We start from the raw sequence: 19,127 nt of genomic DNA on the forward strand, positions 1-19,127 counted from the left end.
AAGTGGCTCAATCGTCCATCTTCAGGGCGGCGATGAACGCCTCCTGCGGGATTTCGACCTTGCCGAACTGGCGCATCTTCTTCTTGCCCTCCTTCTGCTTGTCGAGGAGCTTGCGCTTGCGCGAGATGTCGCCGCCGTAGCACTTGGCGGTCACGTCCTTGGACAGGGCCTTGATGGTCTCGCGGGCGATGATCTTGCCGCCCAAGGCCGCCTGGATCGGGATCTGGAACAGGTGGCGCGGGATCAGGTCCTTCAGCTTCTCGCACATGGCCCGGCCACGATGCTCGGCGCGGGTGCGGTGGACCAGCATCGACAGGGCGTCCACCGGCTCGGCATTGACCAGGATCGACATCTTGACGAGGTCGCCCTCGCGGTAATCGGAGATGTGATAATCGAACGAGGCGTAGCCTTTCGAGATCGACTTCAGGCGGTCGTAGAAATCGAACACCACCTCGTTGAGCGGCAGATCATAGACCACCATGGCGCGCTTGCCGACGTAGTTGAGATCGACCTGTGACCCGCGCCGGTCCTGGCACAGCTTCAACACGCCGCCGAGATGCTCGTCCGGGGTGAGGATGGTGGCGCGGATCCACGGCTCCTCGATGGTCGTGATCTTCATCACGTCGGGCATGTCGGCCGGGTTGTGGAGCTCCTTCATCGTCCCGTCGGTCATCTGCAGACGATAGACCACGGAGGGCGCTGTCGAGATCAGGTCGAGGTTGAACTCGCGCTCCAGGCGCTCCTGGATGATCTCGAGGTGGAGCAGGCCGAGGAAGCCGCAGCGGAAGCCGAAGCCGAGGGCCGCCGAGGTCTCCATTTCATACGAGAACGACGCATCGTTGAGGCGCAGCTTGCTCATGGCGCTGCGCAGAGTCTCGAACTCGGCGGCGTCCACCGGGAACAGGCCGCAGAACACCACCGACTGGACGTCCTTGAAGCCCGGCAGCATCTCCTTGCAGGGGCGCTTGTCCTCGGTGAGCGTATCGCCCACGCGGGTATCGGCGACCTCCTTGATCGAGCCGGTGAAGAACCCGACCTCGCCGGGGCCGAGCTCGGCGATATCGGCCATCTTAGGACGGAACACGCCGATCTTGTCGACGCCGTGGACGGCGTCAGCCCGCATCATGCGGATGTTCATGCCCTTCTTGAGCACGCCGTCGACGATGCGCACCAACACGACGACGCCGAGATAGACGTCGTACCAGCTGTCCACCAGCAGGGCCTTGAGGGGCGCATCGCGATCACCCTTCGGCGGCGGCAGGCGCTTGACGATGGCCTCCAGCACCGCCTCGATGTTGAGGCCGCTTTTCGCCGAGATCGCCACGGCCTCGGAGGCATCGATACCGATCACCTCCTCGATCTGGGCACGGATGCGCTCGGGCTCGGCCGCCGGCAGGTCGATCTTGTTGAGGACGGGCACGATCTCGTGGTTGGCGTCGAGCGCCTGGTAGACGTTGGCCAGAGTCTGCGCCTCGACGCCCTGGGAGGCGTCCACCACCAGGAGCGAGCCTTCGCAGGCGGCCAGGCTCCGAGACACTTCGTAGGCGAAGTCCACGTGGCCGGGGGTGTCCATCAGGTTGAGGATGTAGTCCTTGCCGTCCTCGGCTTTGTATTCCAGGCGCACGGTCTGCGCCTTGATGGTGATGCCGCGCTCCTTCTCGATGTCCATGGAGTCGAGCATCTGCTCGCTCATGTCGCGCAGAGCCACGGTGCCGGTGGTCTGGATCAGCCGGTCGGCGAGGGTCGATTTGCCGTGGTCGATATGCGCGACGATGGAGAAGTTGCGGATGTTGTCGATGGGCGACGTGGTCATCGAGGATGCGATCTCCGGCGCGCGCGACCCGTCGTCTGAGGACGGACCCGGCGCACGGTTTTTTTGAAATGGGAAACGGGTCGCCCGCAGATAGCAGCGCCCGCCGCCTGCGCCAAGCGTAGGGCCGGGGCGGTCATGTCTCACCCCGACAGGGGCCGGGACCGGCAGCGAACGGCGGCGCGACCCCGATCAGCGTCCGGGCGGACGATCGCCTCACGCCCAGGTCGCGGAGATACCATTATTCCGGAGCCGGAGCCGCGCCCGTGCGCGCCTCGGCCGCCATGGTGACGAGGACCTTGCGCAAATCCCCCATCGCGCGGATCGGCTCCGGGTAGAGCACCCGCGCCGTGCGGTCGCCGGCCAGGAGATCCATGCCCTCCGGATCGAGACCGGTGAGGCGCCACGGGCCGGATTCGGCGCCGGTGCCGATGGCGTAGAGCGCCAGCGCGTCGAGGTGATCGGCGTTCATGTGCTTGACAGCGCCGCGCTCCCCCGCCACCAGGGACTCGGCTCCGGTGAGATCGAGGCGCAACTCGTCCGGTGTCAGCACGGCCGCCTTGGCGAACCCGCCGTTGAGATGACCCGCCTTCGGCTCCAGGGCAAAAAAGCCGAAATCCGGGAAATCCGCATAGAGCTTCGCCTTGGGATGGCGGGCGATGAACCGCTCGCGGATCCGCGGCTCCGCCGTCTGAAGCGCCTGCCCCGTCACGGTGAGGCGCGGATGGGCGAGCGGGTCGCCCTTGCCGCCGGCGCTGAACAGCAGCGAGGCGCGCGGGTCGCTCAGGAGGTTGCGGGTATGGGCCGAGAGCCGCGAGAGCAGCATCAGCGGCGTCCCGTCGACGTCGGTCGCGATGGTCACCAGGGAGACGAAGGGCGTGCCGTCCTCCGGGTCGAGGGTGGCCAGCGCCCCCGAGCGGATGGTGCGCAACAGGTAGCGGCCGAGCCCGATGGCGTCGAAGGGCGCTTCGGACGCCGGCAACGGGACCGCCGGCCCGCGCCGCACCCCCTGGATCTCGTCATCGGCCATCGCGTCGTCCTCGTATCGGGTCCCATTCAGGTCCGCGATGATAGCGGTGCGGTGGGCCGGATTGCGAGGTCTTTGGGCCGTCCGGGGAGTGCGGCGCGTTGGCCTCAGTCAAGCACCAATGCGTCGCGGCTCGCTTTTTCGGCACATTGCCTTTACACAGCCTGACTCTCCGCGCGAATGCGGCCTGCTCCAGCGGTGTCGCCAGCGCGTTTTTGCCGGCCCTTGCCTTCGAAGGGTGGGATGCGGAGATGTGGGTGATCCGACACCCGCAACAGCCGCATCCGAGCAACAGGAAACGCGCATGCCAACCATCGCCCTCGTGGACGACGATCGAAACATCCTCACATCGGTCTCCATCGCGTTGGAGACGGAGGGATATCGTATCCAGACCTACACCGACGGTGCCTCTGCCCTCGACGGCCTGAAGCACTCGCCGCCCGATCTCGCCATCTTCGACATCAAGATGCCGCGCATGGACGGGATGGAGCTTCTCCGGCGCCTGCGTCAGAAATCCGATCTGCCGGTGATCTTCCTCACCTCGAAGGACGAGGAGATCGACGAGCTTTTCGGCCTCAAGATGGGCGCGGACGACTTCATCCATAAGCCGTTCTCGCAGCGCCTCCTGGTCGAGCGCGTGAAGGCCGTTTTGCGGCGCTTCGCCCCGAAGGATGGTCCCGGTGCGGCCGCCCGCGAGGCCGATGCCGCCGCCCGCTCCCTCGAGCGCGGCCTGCTGATGATGGACCCCGAGCGCCACACCTGCACCTGGAAGGGTGAGGCCGTGACCCTGACGGTGACGGAATTCCTGATCCTCCAGGCGCTCGCCCACCGACCGGGCGTCGTGAAGAGCCGCAATGCCTTGATGGATGCGGCCTACGACGATCAGGTCTATGTCGACGACCGCACGATCGACAGCCACATCAAGCGCCTGCGCAAGAAGTTCAAGGTCGTCGATACCAACTTCGACATGATCGAGACCTTGTACGGCGTCGGCTACCGCTTCAAGGAAAGCTGAGCGCGGCGCTCCGCCCTCCGCGCGCGACCCGCGCGCCCTTCGAGTTTCCGGACGATCGTGGCCATCACCGACCAAGTCGAAAACGAGCGCCGCGGCGTGCTGAACTGGCCGCGGGCCCTGTGGAACGGCATCGGGCAGCGGGCCTCGTCGAGTCTGACGCGCCGGATCGTGGTGCTCAACCTCGTCGGGCTGTTCGCCCTGCTGTTCGGCTTTCTCTATCTGAATCAGTTCCGCCAGGGACTGATTCAGGCGCGGGTTCAGAGCCTGCTGATCCAGGGCGACATCATCGCCGGCGCCATCGCCGCCTCGGCCTCGGCCTCGGGCGATACCGAAGCGATCCGCATCGATCCCGACAAGTTGCTTCAGCTCCAGGCCGGCGAGGGCGAGGACGCCCCCTCGCCCCTGGCGTTCTCGCTGAACCCCGAGCGGGTGGCCCCGCTCCTGCGCCGCCTCATCACCCCCACCGGCAACCGCGCCCGCGTCTACGACCAGGATGGCGGCCTGCTGTTCGACACCCGCACGCTCTCGGCGCGGGGCGAGCCCGGTCTCCGCGCGCCACGGCGCACCACCCTGGAGCAGATCTGGGACTTCGTGCAGGGCCGGGTCTTCGGCTTCGTCGGCGCGCCCCGCAGCCCGTCCGTCGAGGAAGTCGGCCCGGCGAGCGGCCACAGCCTCAAGGAAGTGCAGGTGGCGCTGAGCGGCGCCCGCGGCACCATCGTCCGGCGCAACGAGGCCGGCGAGACCATCGTCTCGGTGGCGGTCCCGATCCAGCGCGCCAGCACGGTGCGCGGCGCGCTGATGCTCTCGACCCAGGGCGGCGACATCGACCGGGTCATTGCCTCGGAGCGTTTCGGCCTGCTCCAGGTCTTCCTCGTGGCCGCCGCCGTGATGCTGGTCCTGTCGATCCTCCTCGCGGGCGCCATCGCCGGACCGGTGCGGCGGCTGGCCGATGCCGCCGAGAAGGTGCGACTCGGCATCAAGTCGCGCGAGGAGATCCCGGATTTCACCAGCCGGACCGACGAGATCGGCCACCTGTCGGGGGCATTGCGGGACATGACCCAGGCGCTCTACCGGCGCATCGATGCCATCGAGAGCTTCGCGGCAGACGTCTCGCACGAGTTGAAGAATCCGCTGACCTCCCTGAGGAGCGCCGTCGAAACCCTGCCGCTCGCCAAATCCGACGATTCGCGCTCGCGCCTGCTCCAGATCATCCAGCACGACGTGAAGCGTCTCGACCGGCTGATCTCCGACATTTCCGACGCCTCGCGACTCGACGCAGAGCTGGCGCGGGCCGAGGCGCGCAAGGTCGATATGCTCAAGCTCATGACCACCGTGGTCTCAGTGGCCAATGAGCGCCGCCGCGCGAAGGACGCGCAGATTCAATTCGACGTCGATGCGCCGGCCGGCGAGGTCGAGGCCCCGTTCACGATCTTCGGCCATGACAGCCGCCTCGGTCAGGTCGTCAACAACCTCCTCGACAACGCCCGTTCGTTCTCGCCCCCCGACGCCAAGGTCCGGGTCGATCTGCGGCGCGTCCGCGGTGACGTGGAACTGATCGTCGAGGACGAGGGGCCGGGTATCCCCGAACACGCCTTGGAGCGGATCTTCGAGCGCTTCTACACCGATCGCCCCGAACAGGGCTTCGGCCAGAATTCCGGACTCGGACTCTCGATCTCGCGTCAGATCGTCCAGGCCCATCGCGGCACCATCCGTGCGGAGAATCGCCCCGGCCCGGCGGACGAGGACGGAAAGCCGACCGTGCGCGGCGCCCGCTTCATCGTCCGCCTCCCCGCCGTCGCCCGCTGAGTTTTCCGAGGGTTTTGCAAGGCACGAGGGAATCGTCGATGTCGGTTGGCGAGACGGTCCATGCCACCTGCGTCCTGCTCGATCGGGCCGGCGTGCTGATCCGGGGCGCGTCCGGCAGCGGGAAGTCGACCCTCGCCCTTCTCCTGCTCGACAGGGCAGCGCTGAGCGGGGTGTCCACGGCGCTGATCGCAGACGACCGCGTCCGGCTCGCCCGCGAGGGGGACACCCTCGTCGCCCGGCCGCACCCGGCGTTGGCGGGCCGCATCGAAGTAAGGGGTCTCGGCCTGTGCAGCGCCATGATGGCGGGCGAGATGGCGCACCTGCGGCTGGTGGTCGATCTCGTGGCGGAGAGGCCGCGCCTGCCGGAGGCGGCGTCGGGGCAGATCGATCTCCTCGGTGTCGGACTCCCCCGGCTCGTCCTCGATGCCGCCGTGCTGCGGACGGGCCTCGCGCCGCGCCTGGTTCTCGACGCCCTCGCGGGAATGGGGGGCGTGGCCGCCGGGACGCACCAAACGATTCTCGACATCCCGTTCGGCCGCCGACCGTAGCGCGCGGGCCACCACCGTGGCATGATCATGACGTTCGAGCGAACAAAACGTCGCATTTACCTTGCGCTCGACCTTGCGCTGCACAAAATGGCGGCTCCGCTCACAAGGCGTTGGAACCCGCGTCGATGATTGGAATGGTGCTCGTCACCCACGGGCTGCTCGCGACGGAGTTCAAGGCTGCCCTTGAGCACGTCGTCGGGCCGCAGAAGCAGATCGAGACGATCACGATCGGCCCCGAAGACGATATGGAAATGCGGCGGCTGGACATCATGACCGCGGTGAGCCGGGTCAATACCGGCAAGGGCGTCGTCGTGCTCACCGACATGTTCGGCGGCACGCCGTCGAACCTCGCCCTGTCGTGCATGAACGGCGGTCAGGTCGAGGTGGTGGCCGGGATCAACCTGCCGATGCTGATCAAGCTCGCCAGCGTGCGCGATGCCGAACCGTTGGGCGACGCCGTGCTTCACGCCCAGGAGGCGGGCCGGAAGTACATCAACGTCGCCTCGCGCGTGCTCGCCGGCAAATAGTCTTCCTTAGAACACCTCGACCGCTTACAGGCAGTTCGACGGCACCGCTCGGCGGGACCGGCCGACGCCGACCAAGACGGCGCGCACGCGAGCGAGGGGACGGCGAGCACCCATGAGCGACGAATACGACGACGACGTGGACGACACCTTGCCGCCGGTGCCCGAGGGGGGCTTGATCAAGCTCATCCCGATCATCAACCGGCGTGGGTTGCACGCGCGCGCTTCGGCCAAATTCGTCCAGACCGTGGAACGCTACGACGCCATCGTCACCGTCACCCGCTCGGGCGAAACGGTCGGCGGGCGCTCGATCATGGGCCTTCTCACCCTCGGCGCCGCGCAAGGCACCGCGATCGCCGTGGTGGCGTCGGGTACCGATGCCGAAGCCTGCCTCACCGCGATCGTCGACCTCCTCGCCAACAAGTTCGGCGAGGACGAGTAGGCCGGCTCAGGCGCTGCGCGCGCGCAGCGACGCCACACCGGCGACCTGCCGCCAGACCACCGCCTGGGTACCGACTCCGAGCCGAAGGGTCGCGGCGACGACGGCGCCGTCGCACCGCGTCAATTCGACGCTTGCCTGACGCCGCTGCGCGAATAGCCGCGTCACAACCCGCACCAGTGCGGCCTCGGACGGATCTCCGATGATCGGCGCGGGCGAGACCTCGGCATCGAGGATCAGGAACGCCTCCACCGCATCGCGGATCCGGTCGGGTTCGGAGATGCGCTCCACAGCCGGCCGTTCGGGCTGGGCCGATTCCGCCGAGCGGATGCCGACGAGGGCGTCTGCCGGAATCGCGACCCGCTTGGGGACAGATCGCAGGGTGCGCCCGGGATTCGTGACCGGCGATGCGGCGTAGGGATCATCCGACAGAACCAGAGTGCCGCGCGGACGCACGCTTGCGAGGTGATCCGCGAGCGCATCCCGCACGTCGTCGAACACGGCCGCCTCGATGGTCGGCGCCACCGACACTCCGTGCGGCTGCCATGGCGCGATTTGGCCGTTGCCCCACATGGGATGCGGGATCGCCAGAGGAACCACGCCGTGCAGGCGATCGGGTCCGTTGCCGTGCGACCAAGCGAACGCGAAGACCAAGTCGCGCCCGCCGGCCTGGTGCTGGGCCGCCGCGAGCAGGAAGTCCGGGTCGGCATAGACCGGTTCGGCCGAACCGGCGCGCACGAGCAGGCCGCGCCAGGCGGCGATTTCGCCTTCGGTGACGTCGACCGCACGACGAAGGTCGACACGCCAGAGCAGCGGCCCGACCATCGGGGCAGCGGACGCGCCCTCGGCCGCGCCACCCTGGATCACCGTGAAAGGGTGTCTCATCGTCTCATCCCACTTCCATGGACCGTCCCGTTTCGGGACATCGGCACGCCCTCGAGCGGCCCTATGCCGTCACAGGTCCAAGAAAGATGCCGCCGACGCCTGCGCCGGACTGGGACGGAATCAGCCGCCCGGGATCGCGAGCGGGTTGGCGGTGAGGGCCGCGGCATCCGGCGTGTCGATACGCGGACGCCCGAGAAACGCGTCCCACAGACGCGTCACGAAGGCCGGATCGAGGTCGCGCACGATGAGGACGAGGCGGGAGCTGTGGTCGTCGTCGGGCCACGCGTCGAGATGGACCGGCATGTGAATGACGTGCTGGACGCCGTGAACCACCAGCGGACGGTCCGGCTCGTCGGCGAGCGCCACGAGCCCTTTGAGGCGCAGAAGCTTCGGCCCATGGGCCGAGCGCAACAAATCGAGAAACATCTCGAAGGCGGCTCGCGGTACCGGCACGTCGCTCGTCAGGCTGAAGGCCCGGATCGCGGCATCGTGCCGGTTCACGTCGTGATGGTGGTGGCCGTGATGGTGGTGATGATGCGCGTCGACCGCCTCGGCTCCGAGCCAGGCACGGACGTCGGCGCTCTTCCCCTCGATTCCGAACAGCCCGCCGAGCAGGTCGGACGCCGGGCCGTCCGGCGCATGGATCGAAGCCGACGGGTTGAGGGCGTGCAGGCGCGCCCGCAGGCCCTCACCGCCATCCTCGGCGAGATCCTGTTTCGCCAGGACGATCCGGTCGGCCACAGCCGCCTGCCTCTGGGCCTCCGGATGGGAATCGAGGGTCGAGGCACCGTTCACCGCGTCGACCACTGTGACGACGCCCTGGAGCCGGTACCGCATCACCAGATAGGGATGGTAGATCAGGGCGTGCAGGATCGGCGCCGGATCGGCGAGGCCGGTGGTCTCGATGACCACGCGGCGGAACGGCGTGATCCGGCCGTTGTCGCGCTTGCGCAGCAGGTCTTCGAGGGTAGCGATGAGATCGCCGCGCACGGTGCAGCACAGGCAGCCGGCACCGAGCAAGATCATCCCCTCGTCCACCGTTTCGATCAGCAGGTGGTCGAGGCCGATCTCGCCGAATTCGTTGACGATGACGACGGTGTCGCTGAGCGCCGGATCGCGCAGCATCCGGTTGAGCAGCGTCGTCTTGCCGGCTCCGAGAAAACCGGTGAGCACGGTGAGCGGGATCGGCTCGGGACGACGGATAATCTCGGGCGTCGGCAAATCACTCATGCCGACGATCTAACCCGCCCCGCCCGAGGGCTCAATCCTCGGCGGAGGCCTTGCTGGCCGCCTTGGCCGCCGGTTTGGCGTTCGTCTTCGCCTTGGCGCTCGGCTTGCCCGTGGCCTTCGCTTCCGGCTTCGCCGCTGTCTTGGCTGCTGGCTTGGCATTCCCCTTGCCGGCCGGAGGCTTGAGCGCCCCGATCTTCGGCTTGGCGGAGCCTTCCAGGATCGGCGAGGATTCCGCCGGCACGTAGGCACTGGCGGAAGACGGGATGCCGGGCTTTCCGCGGGCCAGAGATTTCCGCGATTCCGCCTTCGCTGCGGGCTTATCGGTCGCCTTGCCGGCAATCTTGGACTGCTTGGCCGCCTCGCGCTTGGCGGCCACGGCGTCGCTCTTCGCCTTGCGGGCGGCAGCGAGGGTCTCGGCGCGCTCGGCCTTCTCGGCCTCGGCCTGCTCGTTGAGCGCGATGGCGCCCTCGGCCGGATCGCGGCCGATCCAGACCAGGATCGGCTGCAGCGGCGCGCGGGGCGGCAGGGCACGGCCGCGCAGAGTGGCGCTGTTCAGGGTGGCGAGGGCCAGGGCCGATCCGGCGGGGGCGGCAGCGGCCATCAACTGCGCGGTCGCGGCATCGGGTCCGGCTGCGATCGCGCCGGGACCCTCATCGACGGGCATGGGTTTGCGCTTGTCGCAGATGTAGGGGCGCATATCGGGCGGCTCGCCGATGGCCGAAGCCGGCATGGCATCGAGAGTCTGGGCGCCCCATCCGGCGGACTGGCCGAAGCCGTAATCGAACAGGTCCGACGCCTTGAGGTCGCGCTCGCGCGCGCTCGGCTGGCCCATCACGATGGTGACGATCCGGCGGCCGTTGCGAGTGGCGGTGGCCACCACGTTGAAGCCGCCCGAGCAGATGAAGCCGGTCTTCATGCCGTCGGCGCCGGCGTAGCGCCCGAGCAAGCCGTTGTGGTTGGCCATCACCGATTTGCCGAACTGGATCGCGCTGATCGAAAACAGCGCCCGGTTGTCGGGGAAATCGCGAATCAGGGCGCGGGCGAGAACGGCCATGTCGCGGGCCGAGGTCCATTGCCGGGCGTCGGGCAGGCCGTTCGGGTTGGTCCAGCGGCTCTCGTGCATGCCGATTCGCTGGGCGGTTTCGTTCATCATCCCGGCGAAGCCGTCGATGGACCCGCCGAGATTTTCGCCGATGGCCCAGGCCACGTCGTTGGCCGACTTGACCATGATGATCTTGAGGGCGTTGTCGAGGGTGAGTTGCGTGCCGGGGCGGAAGCCCATCTTCGAGGGCGGCTCGGCGGCGGCGGCCGGAGAGATCGTGATCAGCGAATCGAGCGAGACCTTGCCCTGGCGCACCAGATCGAGCGCGACATAGGTGGTCATCAGCTTGGTGATCGAGGCCGGATACCACGGATCGGTGGCGCCCTGCGCGTAGAGCACCTTTCCGGAATCGACCTCGGCCACGAGGATCGGGGCCGTCACCGCACCCGCGCTCCCTGCGCCCAACACCCCGAAGGCGGTGGCGAGACCGAGGACGAGGCGGCTCAACATTCGGTTCGGCATCAGGCCCGTCTCGACAAGGGACACCCCGGCCCGATCGCATATCGGCCCGTACGGTCAAGGTAGCGCAACGGCCGAGCTTCGGCGAGAACGACTCTGACAGCCGATGTCTCGCTGTGGATGACCGCCGGAGCGCTGCCGGCAGGCCGGCCACCAACCCGGCCTCCGTGGCGAGAGCATGGCAAATCCCTTCGGAATGCGGCAATGCACCATGACGGGCGGGATGGCAGACCGCCCCGGGATGCATGGCGCGGCAGCCTGCGCGGTGTGGCCCCGGCGGCGCGGGCCGCCTATGTGCAGGCCGACGACCACCAACGTATGCAGGTGCCGGAGGCGTCGACCTCCACGAGGACGAGATGGGTTACGCGGTCAAGGAACTCTTCCACACGCTCCAGGGCGAGGGTGCGCAGGCCGGCCGTGCCGCGGTGTTCTGCCGGTTTGCCGGCTGCAATCTCTGGTCCGGCCGCGAGGAGGACCGCGCCACGGCCGCCTGCTCTTTCTGCGACACCGACTTCATCGGCATAGATGGCGAGGGTGGTGGCCGATTCGGAAGCGCCGAAGACTTCGCCGCTTCCATCGCGAAAACATGGGCCGGCGGGCCATGGCATCGCTATGTGGTCTTCACCGGCGGTGAACCGCTGCTTCAACTCGATGCCGCATTGATCGCGGCGGTGCATGCCAACGGCTTCGAGATCGCGGTGGAGACCAACGGCACCCTCCCCGCGCCGGAGGGAATCGACTGGATCTGCGTCAGCCCCAAGGCCGGCAATCCCGTCGTACAGGTCAGCGGTCACGAGCTGAAGCTGGTCTTCCCCCAAGCGGAGGCCGACCCCGCCCGATTTGCCGATCTCGACTTCCGCCACCACTGGCTCCAGCCGATGGACGGGCCGGACCGCCTCGCCAACACCGCGGCGGCCGTGGCGTATTGCCGTCGCGACGCGCGTTGGCGCCTGTCGCTGCAGACCCACAAGATCATCGGAATTCCGTAATCTCCGGCACGAACGATGCGTTCCGACGCCGCACAAGGTCTGTATAAGTCCGCCCCATGAAGATCACCCAAGCCTTCACCTTCGAGGCGGCCCACCGCCTGCCCAACGTGCCCGAGACGCATCGCTGCCACCGGATGCACGGGCATTCCTATCGGGTCGAGCTGACGCTCTCCGGCGCGGTCGATGCCGCCACCGGCTGGGTGGTGGATTTCTTCGACGTGGAGCACGCCTTCGCGCCGGTGCTGCTGCAGCTCGACCATTACTGTCTCAACGACATCGACGGGCTGGAGAATCCCACCGCCGAGCACATCGCGATCTGGATCTGGACGCGCACCAAGGTGGCGCTGCCGGCTTTGTCAGCGGTGAAGGTGTTCGAGACACCGATGTCCTGGGCCGAATACGAGGGCGAACCCGCGCGATGACGGATGCCGGCGCCCTGGTCCTGTTCTCGGGCGGACAGGATTCGACCACCTGCCTCGCCTGGGCCCTCGAGCGCTTTGCGCGGGTGGAGACCCTCGGTTTCGATTACGGCCAGCGCCACCGGATCGAACTCGATTGCCGCGCGACGCTTCGGAACCGCATCGCCGCGATGAACTCCGCCTGGGCGGCGCGCCTCGGCGACGACCACACCCTGGCGCTCGATGCGCTCGGACAGGTCTCGGATACGGCGCTCACCCGCGACACCGCCATCGCGTTCGAAGCGGACGGGCTGCCCAACACCTTCGTGCCCGGCCGCAACATCCTGTTTCTCACCTTCGCGGCGGCGCTCGCCTATCGGCGCTCCCTCGGCCACATCATCGGCGGCATGTGCGAGACCGATTATTCGGGCTACCCGGATTGCCGGGACGACACGATCAAGGCGCTCCAGGTCGCGCTCAACCTCGGCATGGATCGCCGCTTCGTGCTGCACACGCCGCTGATGTGGATCGACAAAGCCGAGACTTGGAATCTGGCGCGGACCCTCGGCGGCCGCGAACTGGTCGACCTCATCGTCGAGGACACCCACACCTGCTACCTCGGCGAGCGCGGTTCACGGCACGATTGGGGCTACGGCTGCGGCACCTGTCCGGCCTGCGCGCTGCGGGCGAAGGGGTTTTCGGAATATGTCGCCGAGGCGATCCCGGGCTGATCGGGCACCGATCGTCGCCCGCGGAGACCCGCGCAGTCCGGCGGGCGAACGCAGCAAAAACCCGCGTTGGCGTTTGACGGTCGCGTTCGACGATGATTGTCACGGGCGCCGGATCGGAGCCCGCACCGCGGCGCCGATGATCCCAAACGAAAAAGCCAAGGGCCGATGCTCAACGTCCTGATCCCTTCGGTCCTCGCCGTCCTGGCCGGGGGCAGCATCGTCGTTCAGCAGATTCTGAACACGAATCTCCGCACGGCCCTGAACTCGGCCGTCTGGTCGGGCTTCACGAGCTACTGCGTCGGGGTCGCCTGCATGGCGCTGCTCGCCCTGGTGCTGCGTGATCCGATCCCCTCGGTGAGCGTGGCGGCGCGAATCCCGTGGTGGGCCTGGAGCGGCGGCGTGTTCGGCGCGATCTTCATCGGCCTTTCCGTTCTCCTCGTGCCGCAGCTCGGGGCGGCAACGTTCATCGCGCTCCTCGTCACCGGGCAGATGCTCGCCTCGGTGACGTTCGATCATTTCGGGTGGATGGGCCTCGTCCAGCGCTCCCTCGATGGGCCGCGCCTGATCGGCATCGCCCTCCTGATCGGCGGGGTGGTTCTGATCCGGCGTTGACCCTAGGGTCGTGTCCCTACGGCGGCGTGCGGAAGGACGGTCCCGGTGCATCTGACAGGGCTCTGCGCCTTCCCCATCACGCCTGCGGATCCGAGTGGGACCGTCGACGTCGTCGCCTTGCGCCGGCTCATTGCTCCCCTCCGTGCGGCAGGGGTCGATTCCATCGGCCTGCTCGGCAGCACGGGGACCTACGCATACCTCTCCCGGACCGAGCGACGCCGCGCGGTCGAGGCCGCCATCGCGGAGGCGGCGGGGCAGGTGCCGATCCTCGTCGGGGTCGGTGCGCTGCGGACCGACGAGGCGGTGCGGCTGGCTCAGGATGCCCAGGCGGCGGGAGCCGCCGCCGGTCTCCTCGCCCCGATGTCCTATACCCCGCTCACCGACGACGAGGTGTTCGAGCACTTCGCCACGGTGGCGCGGGAGAGCCGCCTTCCGCTCTGCATCTACGACAATCCGGGCACGACCCATTTCCGTTTTAGCCCCGCCCTGATCGGCCGGCTGAGCCGGCTTCCGGGCATCGTCGCGATGAAGTGCCCCGCCCCGGAGCCGGACGCGGCCGCCGCATATCTGCGAGACCAACGCGGTTTGGTACCGGACGGGTTGTCACTCGGCTGCAGCGGCGATTGGAACGCGGTCGCCGCGCTCCTGGCGGGCGCAGACGTCTGGTACAGCGTCGTCGCGGGCCTGTTCCCGCAGGTCGCCCTATCGATCGTCCGGGCCGTCCAAACCGGAGATGCGGGCGAGGCCCAGCGTCAGAATGCGCGGCTGGCGCCACTTTGGGCGTTGTTCAAGGAATTTTCGAGCCTGCGGGTCATGTACGCGAGCGCCGACCTGCTCGGTCGCTGCAGCGTAATGCCACCGCTCCCGATCCTGCCGCTGTCCTCAACGGCCCATCAGCGCGTTGCAGACACGCTCGCGAGCCTGGGCCTGATTTGAAGCGGCGCTGCTTGACTGGATAGCCCTACTTCCAATCTCCCGCCTCATCCCGAGGCGCCGCAGCGCAGCGGAGGCCTCGAAGGTGGGCTCCAGGGATCGCAGAGCGCACTGGCGGTCTCCTTCGAGGCCGCTGACGCGGCACCTCAGGATGAGGGGGTGGGTGGGATCGCTTCGATCTGGTCAAGCGTCGCCATTCTCAACAGCGCGCGTTTTCTCGACGTCCCCAGAGCTGACTGCCGGCTGCAGGATCGGCATACCCCGTCACGCCCCGATGACGTGGAGGACGATCTCCCGCCGGTGCGGGTGGTCGCGGTGCTCGATCAGGTAGATGCCCTGCCACGTCCCGAGGACGAGACGACCGCCGTTGACCGGCACGACGAGGCCCGAATCCGTCACCATCGTGCGGATATGCGCCGGCATGTCGTCCGGCCCCTCCAGGCCGTGGACGTAGCCGGCATGGCGCGGGGCGAAGCTGTCGAGGGCGGTCATCAGGTCGGTCCGCACGTCCGGGTCGGCATTCTCCTGGATCGTCAGCGAGGCCGAGGTGTGCCGGCAGAACACCGTGACGAGGCCCTGGCGGATGCCGCTCTCGCGCAGAAACGCCGCCACTGGTTCTGTGATGTCGGTAAAGCCCTGGCCCGGCGTCGCAACGGTGAAGCGAGCGCTCGCCTGCCGCTCCACCGGGCCGCTGGAGAACCCTTCCAGAGCGCCGATTCGGCCTGACCGCCTCATGCCTCCGCACCCGCTATTGTGCTGCCCGGCGCGATTTCACGTTCGCCCCGGGCCAGGATGGTTTCGAGCGCGTCGATGGCATCGGCCTCCGCCGCGGGCTTGTCCCAGCGGATGCGGGCCACCCTCGGAAATCGCATCGCCACCCCCGATTTGTGCCGGGTCGAGCGCTGGACTCCCTCGAACGCGATCTCCAGCACGAGACCGTGGTCGAGCCCGTAGGCGACCTCGCGCACCGGCCCGAAGCGCTTGGTGGTGTTGTTGCGGACGTAGCGATCGAGCTTGGCAAGTTCGGCATCGGTGAAGCCGTGATAGGCCTTGCCCACCGGCACCAGTTCTCGGCCGCCGTCCTCGTGTGCCCGCCAGACCCCGAACGTGTAGTCCGAGTAGAACGACGAGCGCTTTCCGTGGCCGCGCTGGGCGTACATCATCACCGTATCGACACGGAACGGCTCGCGTTTCCACTTCCACCACGGCCCCTTGGGGCGACCGGGCAGATAGGTGCTGTCGCGGGCCTTCAGCATCACGCCCTCGATGGCGTCGGCATCCTCGCCCGCCCCGACGGAGGCCGGATCGGCGCGGGCGGCGGCGAGATCGTCCCAGGTCGCGAAGGCGACGAGCGGCGAGAGATCGATACGGGCATGGTCGAGGGCCGCCACGAACGCCTCGAGCCGCGCGCGGCGCTCCGTGAACGGCAGCGGGCGCAGATCCTCGCCATCGGCCGCCATCAGATCGTAGGCGCGCGCATGCGCCGGGAATTCCTCGAGCAGCTTCGGCGTCACCGCCTTCCGGTTGAGGCGCTGCTGCAGCACGTTGAAGCTCTGCACGCGGGACTCGCGCAGGATCAGCAATTCGCCGTCGATGGCGCCGTCGAACGTGATGGCGTCCGCCAGATCGGGAAAGGCGCCGGAGATGTCCTCGCCGGTGCGCGAATAGATCCGGGCCACGCGGGAGCCGGCCTCATCCCGGCCACCGACGAGCTGAACGCGGATTCCGTCCCACTTCCACTCGGCCGAGAAAAGCTGCGGCTCGAGTTTCTGGAAATCGCCCTCCTCGTCGATGGGATGCGACAGCATTGGCGGTCGGAAAGGCGCCGGGTTGCGGGTGGTGGGGCGCTCTCCCCTGCCCTCCACCCAGGCGAACAGCGTGGCGTAGGGCGGTTCCAGCCCATGCCAGACCTCCTCCACCGCATCGGCCTCGTGGCCGCCGAGGGCGCCGATCGCCGTCTTGGCGAGCCGTGCCGAGACGCCGACCCGCAAGGCGCCGGTGATGAGCTTGAGGAGCGCCCAGCGGCCGGTCTCGTCGAGCGCATCGAGCCAGGTGGCGATGTGGCCGGGAAGATCGGCCTTGCGAATGGTCGCCAGCGTTTCGACCACCTCGGCGAGGGTGGGCACGTGCGGTGGCGGATTGTTGTGGCCGAGGACGGCGATCGCTTCACCGTCCCTTGTGCCTCCGCGGTCCTCGGGGGGCGCGGGGTCGGGCACCGGCCAGATCAGAGCGGTGGTCTCGGCGAGATCGCCGACATAGTTGTGCGACAACGCGAACAGCACCGGGTCGATGCGGGCTTCCGCGAGGCCGCGGATCATCGCCGGCTTGGCCTCGCGGAACGTCAGCCCGCCGGTCATCGCCGCCAGGGCGTAGCCGCGCTCGGGATCGGGGGCGTGGGTGAAATAATCCTGGAGCAGGCGCAGCTTGGCGTTGCGGCGCGGCTCGTAGGCGAGGCGGTCGAGGAGGTGGGCGAACTCGTTCACGCGGCTTCCTCCGCCGCTGCGACCGGCTCGGCCTCGCCATCGTCGCCGTAGCCCAGCAGATGCAGGGGCTTCGCCGCGATCCCTTGCGTCCCGCACCAATGCACCAGCGCATCCTCCTGGCCATGCGTCACCCAGACCTCGCCGGCCCCGGTCTCGCGGATGGTCCGGCACAGGTCCGGCCAGTCGGAATGGTCCGAGATCACCAGCGGGAGCTCGGCACCCTTCTGGCGGGCGCGGGCGCGCACCCGCATCCACCCCGAGGCGAACGAGGTGACGGGATCGGGGAACTTGCGCGACCACACGTCCTGGATCGCGGAGGGCGGACACAACACGATCGCGCCGTGGAGTTTTCCGCGTTCGGTGGCCACCACCTTCGGCGTCTCGCCCAGCGGAATCCCCTCGCTCTTATAGAACTCGGTCAGCTTCTCCATCGCGCCATGGAGGTAGATCGGCCGGTCGTAGCCGGCCTCCCGCAGCAGGGCCATCACGCGCTGCGCCTTGCCCAGCGCATACGCACCGACGATATGGGCGCGCTCCGGGAACAGCGCGACGGAATCGAGGAGCTTCCGGACCTCGAGGCGGGTATCGGGCATCCGGAACACCGGCAGGCCGAAGGTCGCCTCGGTGATGAACACGTCGCAAGGCACCACCTCGAAGGGCAGGCAGGTCGGGTCTGGCGCGCGCTTGTAGTCGCCGGACACCACCACCCGGACGCCCTGCGCCTCGATGGCGATCTGCGCCGAGCCGAGGACGTGACCGGCCGGCGCGAAGCGCACGGTGACCTCGCCGACGCGGATCGCCTCGCCGAGCTTCGCCTCCTGCCGGCTCCGGCAGAAATCCTCGCCGTAGCGCACCGCCATGATGCGCAGGGTCTGCCGCGTCGCCAGAACGCTGTCGTGGCCGGAGCGGGCATGGTCGGCATGCCCGTGGGTGATCAGGGCGCGGGGCACGGCCCAGGTCGGGTCGACGTGAAAATCCCCGAGTGGGCAGTAGAGGCCCTCGCGGGTCAGGGTGAGGAGATCGCTGGCGCGTAGGGTCATCGGCGCGGCATATAGGGCGCCCCATCCTCAAGCGAAGCCGCATGTCACGTCATCACAGTTCGGGCGACCTCCTCGCCGATCGTCGCTACGCCTATGCGGTGGGTTGCCTTGCCGATGGCGACGCCCGGGGCGCGGCCGAAATGGCCGAGCAGACCCTGGAGATCACACCCCGCTACGCCCCGGCGTGGTTCTTGCTCGGGCGGGCCCGGGAGGCGCGCCACCTCGCCGGCGGCCCCCTGGCCGACCACCATGCGGCCTTGCGTGCTTATTCGAACGCCCTCGACCTCGACCCCGACGACGTGCTCGGCGCCCGGCTTGCCCTGGCGCAGATCGGCCAGGGTGACGCGCTCGGGGCGATCTCGCAGGGCTATGTCCGCGCGCTGTTCGACGGCTACGCCGCCCGCTTCGAACGCCATCTCGTCGACGACCTGCATTATCGCGGCCCGGCCCTGATCCTCGCCGCCCTCGACGCGGTGCCGGACGCACCCGCGACCTATGGCGACGTGCTCGACCTCGGCTGCGGCACCGGGCTGGTGGGGGCGGCCCTCGGAGACCGGGCCACACGTCTCGTCGGAATCGACCTATCGCCGGCCATGCTCGCCGAAGCCGCCAAACGCCGGCTCTACACCAGGCTGGTCGAGGGCAACCTCGTCGGGTGTCTCGCGGACGAGCCGGAAGCCAGCGCCGACCTCGCCGTCGCGGCGGACGTGCTCATCTACGTCGGCAGCCTCGCGACCGCCTTTACAGGCGTCGCACGGGTGTTGCGGCCCAGAGGCCGCTTCGCCTTCACGGTCCAATCCCACGACGGCGACGGCCTCGTCCTCGGGGCGGACGCGCGCTACGCCCATGCCGACACTCTCGTCTCTGAGGCGGTCGCGCTGGCCGGGCTCGACCTGTGTAGCCTCACGGCGGCGGCGGTGCGGCGCGAGCGCGGTATCGATGTGCCCGGCCGGATCGTGGTGGCCAGTCGGCCAGCCCGACCGCCGCCGGCGATCTGATCGCATCGGGCTTTGCGGTCGCCTCTCCACTCGGTAAAGCCCGCAACCGGTGAACCGGACCATACGCTGGCGTGTTGCATGGCGCGCGGCGGGTTCAA

The 19,127-nt window shown here is 68.3% G+C and carries 19 protein-coding genes; 11 read left to right on the plus strand and 8 right to left on the minus strand.

The genetic code is table 11. The features are described from left to right. Nucleotides 1-7 precede the first annotated feature (7 nt). Nucleotides 8-1,813, minus strand: coding sequence for a translation elongation factor 4 (gene lepA / locus G3T14_RS09290; protein ID WP_163641999.1), 1,806 nt, complete (start codon nucleotides 1,811-1,813; stop codon nucleotides 8-10). Nucleotides 1,814-2,051: 238 nt separating this feature from the next. Continuing rightward, nucleotides 2,052-2,840 carry a DUF2470 domain-containing protein gene (locus tag G3T14_RS09295; RefSeq protein WP_163642000.1) on the minus strand — a complete coding sequence of 263 codons (789 nt, stop codon included), beginning with the start codon at nucleotides 2,838-2,840 and terminating at the stop codon, nucleotides 2,052-2,054. 301 nt (nucleotides 2,841-3,141) lie between these two features. Here G3T14_RS09295 and G3T14_RS09300 point away from each other — a divergent pair, with 301 nt between their 5' ends. The 5 genes from G3T14_RS09300 (at nucleotide 3,142) to G3T14_RS09320 (ending at nucleotide 7,172) form a co-directional block, all read left to right on the plus strand. Continuing rightward, the gene (locus G3T14_RS09300) at nucleotides 3,142-3,852 is read left to right on the plus strand and encodes a response regulator transcription factor (RefSeq protein WP_163642001.1); all 711 of its coding nucleotides are present in this window, start codon (nucleotides 3,142-3,144) and stop codon (nucleotides 3,850-3,852) included. 96 nt (nucleotides 3,853-3,948) lie between these two features. Continuing rightward, a complete protein-coding gene (locus G3T14_RS09305) occupies nucleotides 3,949-5,658 on the plus strand; it encodes a sensor histidine kinase (protein ID WP_348645247.1) in 1,710 nt (569 codons plus the stop codon). A 38-nt stretch (nucleotides 5,659-5,696) separates the two neighbouring features. Continuing rightward, on the plus strand, nucleotides 5,697-6,206 hold the full coding sequence (locus tag G3T14_RS09310; protein WP_163642002.1) for a hypothetical protein: 510 nt from the start codon (nucleotides 5,697-5,699) through the stop codon (nucleotides 6,204-6,206). 125 nt (nucleotides 6,207-6,331) lie between these two features. Then, the gene (locus tag G3T14_RS09315) at nucleotides 6,332-6,733 is read left to right on the plus strand and encodes a PTS sugar transporter subunit IIA (protein ID WP_163642003.1); all 402 of its coding nucleotides are present in this window, start codon (nucleotides 6,332-6,334) and stop codon (nucleotides 6,731-6,733) included. Between the two features lie 112 nt (nucleotides 6,734-6,845). Then, nucleotides 6,846-7,172 (plus strand): HPr family phosphocarrier protein, encoded by a 327-nt coding sequence (locus G3T14_RS09320; RefSeq protein WP_163642004.1) that lies wholly within the window; start codon nucleotides 6,846-6,848, stop codon nucleotides 7,170-7,172. A gap of 6 nt (nucleotides 7,173-7,178) precedes the next feature. On the opposite strand, the gene G3T14_RS09325 is transcribed toward G3T14_RS09320, so the two are convergent. The 3 genes from G3T14_RS09325 to G3T14_RS09335 all read right to left on the minus strand — a co-directional run bounded on the left by G3T14_RS09325 (nucleotide 7,179) and on the right by G3T14_RS09335 (nucleotide 10,848). Then, nucleotides 7,179-8,054 carry a hypothetical protein gene (locus G3T14_RS09325; RefSeq protein WP_246733125.1) on the minus strand — a complete coding sequence of 292 codons (876 nt, stop codon included), beginning with the start codon at nucleotides 8,052-8,054 and terminating at the stop codon, nucleotides 7,179-7,181. 120 nt (nucleotides 8,055-8,174) lie between these two features. Continuing rightward, nucleotides 8,175-9,284: a GTP-binding protein gene (locus G3T14_RS09330; RefSeq protein WP_163642005.1), complete on the minus strand. Its 1,110-nt coding sequence runs from the start codon at nucleotides 9,282-9,284 to the stop codon at nucleotides 8,175-8,177. A 31-nt stretch (nucleotides 9,285-9,315) separates the two neighbouring features. Then, nucleotides 9,316-10,848 (minus strand): D-alanyl-D-alanine carboxypeptidase family protein, encoded by a 1,533-nt coding sequence (locus G3T14_RS09335; RefSeq protein ID WP_163642006.1) that lies wholly within the window; start codon nucleotides 10,846-10,848, stop codon nucleotides 9,316-9,318. 353 nt (nucleotides 10,849-11,201) lie between these two features. Here G3T14_RS09335 and queE point away from each other — a divergent pair, with 353 nt between their 5' ends. The 5 genes from queE to G3T14_RS09360 all read left to right on the plus strand — a co-directional run bounded on the left by queE (nucleotide 11,202) and on the right by G3T14_RS09360 (nucleotide 14,511). Further along, a complete protein-coding gene (gene queE, locus G3T14_RS09340; protein ID WP_163642007.1) occupies nucleotides 11,202-11,834 on the plus strand; it encodes a 7-carboxy-7-deazaguanine synthase in 633 nt (210 codons plus the stop codon). Between the two features lie 56 nt (nucleotides 11,835-11,890). After that, on the plus strand, nucleotides 11,891-12,256 hold the full coding sequence (gene queD / locus G3T14_RS09345; RefSeq protein ID WP_163642008.1) for a 6-carboxytetrahydropterin synthase QueD: 366 nt from the start codon (nucleotides 11,891-11,893) through the stop codon (nucleotides 12,254-12,256). Then, nucleotides 12,253-12,963 carry a 7-cyano-7-deazaguanine synthase QueC gene (gene queC / locus G3T14_RS09350; RefSeq protein ID WP_163642009.1) on the plus strand — a complete coding sequence of 237 codons (711 nt, stop codon included), beginning with the start codon at nucleotides 12,253-12,255 and terminating at the stop codon, nucleotides 12,961-12,963. Before queD ends, queC begins: the two co-directional genes overlap by 4 nt. A 165-nt stretch (nucleotides 12,964-13,128) precedes the next feature. Continuing rightward, the gene (locus G3T14_RS09355; RefSeq protein WP_163642010.1) at nucleotides 13,129-13,575 is read left to right on the plus strand and encodes a DMT family transporter; all 447 of its coding nucleotides are present in this window, start codon (nucleotides 13,129-13,131) and stop codon (nucleotides 13,573-13,575) included. A gap of 45 nt (nucleotides 13,576-13,620) precedes the next feature. Continuing rightward, nucleotides 13,621-14,511 carry a dihydrodipicolinate synthase family protein gene (locus tag G3T14_RS09360; RefSeq protein WP_163642011.1) on the plus strand — a complete coding sequence of 297 codons (891 nt, stop codon included), beginning with the start codon at nucleotides 13,621-13,623 and terminating at the stop codon, nucleotides 14,509-14,511. A gap of 261 nt (nucleotides 14,512-14,772) precedes the next feature. Here G3T14_RS09360 and G3T14_RS09365 read toward each other — a convergent pair whose 3' ends face one another. Genes G3T14_RS09365 through G3T14_RS09375 form a run of 3 tightly spaced genes read right to left on the minus strand, consistent with a single transcriptional unit; the run spans nucleotide 14,773 to nucleotide 18,031 of the window. Further along, nucleotides 14,773-15,243, minus strand: coding sequence for a secondary thiamine-phosphate synthase enzyme YjbQ (locus G3T14_RS09365; RefSeq protein WP_163642012.1), 471 nt, complete (start codon nucleotides 15,241-15,243; stop codon nucleotides 14,773-14,775). After that, nucleotides 15,240-16,991, minus strand: a complete 1,752-nt coding sequence (locus G3T14_RS09370; RefSeq protein ID WP_163642013.1) for a cisplatin damage response ATP-dependent DNA ligase — start codon at nucleotides 16,989-16,991, stop codon at nucleotides 15,240-15,242. The genes G3T14_RS09365 and G3T14_RS09370 overlap by 4 nt, the downstream gene beginning before the upstream one ends. Then, complete coding sequence (locus tag G3T14_RS09375) at nucleotides 16,988-18,031, minus strand: ligase-associated DNA damage response exonuclease (RefSeq protein WP_163642014.1); 1,044 nt, start codon at nucleotides 18,029-18,031, stop codon at nucleotides 16,988-16,990. The genes G3T14_RS09370 and G3T14_RS09375 overlap by 4 nt, the downstream gene beginning before the upstream one ends. 41 nt (nucleotides 18,032-18,072) lie before the next feature. Here G3T14_RS09375 and G3T14_RS09380 point away from each other — a divergent pair, with 41 nt between their 5' ends. Then, the gene (locus G3T14_RS09380; protein WP_163642015.1) at nucleotides 18,073-19,029 is read left to right on the plus strand and encodes a methyltransferase domain-containing protein; all 957 of its coding nucleotides are present in this window, start codon (nucleotides 18,073-18,075) and stop codon (nucleotides 19,027-19,029) included. Nucleotides 19,030-19,127: the final 98 nt, after the last annotated feature.

This window comes from Methylobacterium sp. BTF04 (genome assembly GCF_010692745.1).
GTDB lineage: Bacteria > Pseudomonadota > Alphaproteobacteria > Rhizobiales > Beijerinckiaceae > Methylobacterium.

What these genes read in the sequence shown, in the direction of transcription:
- lepA (WP_163641999.1), bottom strand. Translation starts at nt 1,813, where the DNA reads ATGACCACGTCGCCCATCGACAACATCCGCAACTTCTCCATCGTCGCG.
- queD (WP_163642008.1), top strand. Translation starts at nt 11,891, where the DNA reads ATGAAGATCACCCAAGCCTTCACCTTCGAGGCGGCCCACCGCCTGCCC.
- G3T14_RS09295 (WP_163642000.1), bottom strand. Translation starts at nt 2,840, where the DNA reads ATGGCCGATGACGAGATCCAGGGGGTGCGGCGCGGGCCGGCGGTCCCG.
- queC (WP_163642009.1), top strand. Translation starts at nt 12,253, where the DNA reads ATGACGGATGCCGGCGCCCTGGTCCTGTTCTCGGGCGGACAGGATTCG.
- G3T14_RS09335 (WP_163642006.1), bottom strand. Translation starts at nt 10,848, where the DNA reads ATGCCGAACCGAATGTTGAGCCGCCTCGTCCTCGGTCTCGCCACCGCC.
- G3T14_RS09375 (WP_163642014.1), bottom strand. Translation starts at nt 18,031, where the DNA reads ATGACCCTACGCGCCAGCGATCTCCTCACCCTGACCCGCGAGGGCCTC.
- G3T14_RS09300 (WP_163642001.1), top strand. Translation starts at nt 3,142, where the DNA reads ATGCCAACCATCGCCCTCGTGGACGACGATCGAAACATCCTCACATCG.
- G3T14_RS09365 (WP_163642012.1), bottom strand. Translation starts at nt 15,243, where the DNA reads ATGAGGCGGTCAGGCCGAATCGGCGCTCTGGAAGGGTTCTCCAGCGGC.
- G3T14_RS09325 (WP_246733125.1), bottom strand. Translation starts at nt 8,054, where the DNA reads ATGAGACACCCTTTCACGGTGATCCAGGGTGGCGCGGCCGAGGGCGCG.
- G3T14_RS09320 (WP_163642004.1), top strand. Translation starts at nt 6,846, where the DNA reads ATGAGCGACGAATACGACGACGACGTGGACGACACCTTGCCGCCGGTG.
- G3T14_RS09355 (WP_163642010.1), top strand. Translation starts at nt 13,129, where the DNA reads ATGCTCAACGTCCTGATCCCTTCGGTCCTCGCCGTCCTGGCCGGGGGC.
- G3T14_RS09310 (WP_163642002.1), top strand. Translation starts at nt 5,697, where the DNA reads ATGTCGGTTGGCGAGACGGTCCATGCCACCTGCGTCCTGCTCGATCGG.
- G3T14_RS09330 (WP_163642005.1), bottom strand. Translation starts at nt 9,284, where the DNA reads ATGAGTGATTTGCCGACGCCCGAGATTATCCGTCGTCCCGAGCCGATC.
- queE (WP_163642007.1), top strand. Translation starts at nt 11,202, where the DNA reads ATGGGTTACGCGGTCAAGGAACTCTTCCACACGCTCCAGGGCGAGGGT.
- G3T14_RS09380 (WP_163642015.1), top strand. Translation starts at nt 18,073, where the DNA reads ATGTCACGTCATCACAGTTCGGGCGACCTCCTCGCCGATCGTCGCTAC.
- G3T14_RS09315 (WP_163642003.1), top strand. Translation starts at nt 6,332, where the DNA reads ATGATTGGAATGGTGCTCGTCACCCACGGGCTGCTCGCGACGGAGTTC.